Source organism: Candidatus Skiveiella danica, from assembly GCF_022705245.1.
Taxonomy (GTDB): Bacteria; Pseudomonadota; Gammaproteobacteria; order Burkholderiales; family Burkholderiaceae_C; genus Skiveiella; species Skiveiella danica.
In genome coordinates, this window is the sequence record NZ_JAKJEW010000081.1 from 1 (window position 1) to 1,438 (window position 1,438).

Sequence of the window (1,438 nt, forward strand, 5' to 3'; positions counted from 1 at the left end):
GCCCCGGCCGCTTGACCCTGTTCCCCGGTCCGTTCGCTTTCCGCGACCGTCGCCGAACCGTTTCCGGCCTTTGCTTTCGCCGCTTCAGCATCCCGGCGCTGCTGTTCGGCTGCCACGTCGGGCTTCACTACAATCGAGCCGCCCTCGCTCTGAACAGCGGCAGAGCCGCCGCCCACGAGACCTAAATAGCGGCCGTCGGCGTCCTTGGACTGTGCGTAGGCGAACGTTTCAGACTGCCAGGTCAGGAGCGTAATCCCTTCCCGGATGGCGGCGATCAGCACGTCCGAGTCGCGAAGACGGGGAAGGTACAGATACGTCGCGAAGTCTTCGACAAGCTGCTTCACCAGCACGTCATTCCCGCGCCAGAGGGGTACCCGATCCAGTTCAAGGCGCAGCCGAACTCCACCCATCTGGACGAGGAGCATCTCCTCACTCTTGAGCTTTTTGGAAGCGCGAAGCGCCAGCGAATCTGACCCTTGCAAGCGAGTTTCCGTCCACTCAGGCGATCCCTTGGGGTCTGGCTGGTTCGGGACGAGCAGCCACTGATATGCCTCGGGAATGCGGACGTTCACCGTGTCGTCGGCGTTCTTGCGTTTCGTGTCGGCCTGTTTGGATTGGAACGGATCGAGGTTGAGCTGCTCCCGCTCATCCCAAATGGACTTCCAAGCAAGAAACTGGCGAATCGCAGTCTGTAAGTCCTTGAGTCGACTTGCGTCTCCGGCCAAAAACACCAGGGTGTTCTTGTACGACCGGGGGCTGCTGCCGCGACTGTCCAAGATAGCCTGCGCCTCTTTCCGCGCGGCGCTGTCCGCCTGGCCTTTGCTGTGCGGATGCTCCGGACCGAGGACCACCAGCCGCGCCTCGTGCTCGTCCAGGATGTCGCTGCTGCTCAGACAGACATGCACGCGGTGGAAATCGCCACGGCTGCGCGCCTCGTCCCTGAGCCGGCGTACGATCTCGTCCATGACATCGTGTTCGTGGAGCTGGTTCGCACGATCCTCCGCAAGACGCGTGACCGTGGGCTGGGTCGAGTACCAATAGCGGCTGCCGTCCACATACAAATAGGTCGCCCGGTCCGTAAGTCTGCGGATGGCGTCGCCGAAGGTCGCCACGGTTTCGCCGGGCTGAACGCATCCCAACTTCACCTGGCGGTCGTCGATACCCCGGTTGGCGGCCCGTTGGGTCGGGGCCGATCCGACATAGATGGTACGCGCCACGCGGCGGCAAGCGGAGTAGCGCCCCAAGTTCGGCGCATCCCGATCGAGCCTGAGCGGCAGGGAATGCTCCCCGTCCACATCCTTGGCGATGACAGGGGTCCACTGGTCGTCAAGGTACCGGGTCAACTCGAACTGAACCGCCGGGTCGTCGATGGGGATGGTGGCGGGCATGATCAGCAGGTTGCCGTCCTGTCTTTCCCATAGGGAATGGATCACCGCCG

The 1,438-nt window shown here is 63.1% G+C and carries 1 pseudogene; it reads right to left on the reverse strand.

Annotated elements, in window-relative coordinates:
• Positions 1–1,388: pseudogene (locus ACMUOY_RS20055) on the reverse strand (hypothetical protein); the annotation flags it as partial.
• Between the last annotated feature and the right edge of the window lie 50 nt (positions 1,389–1,438).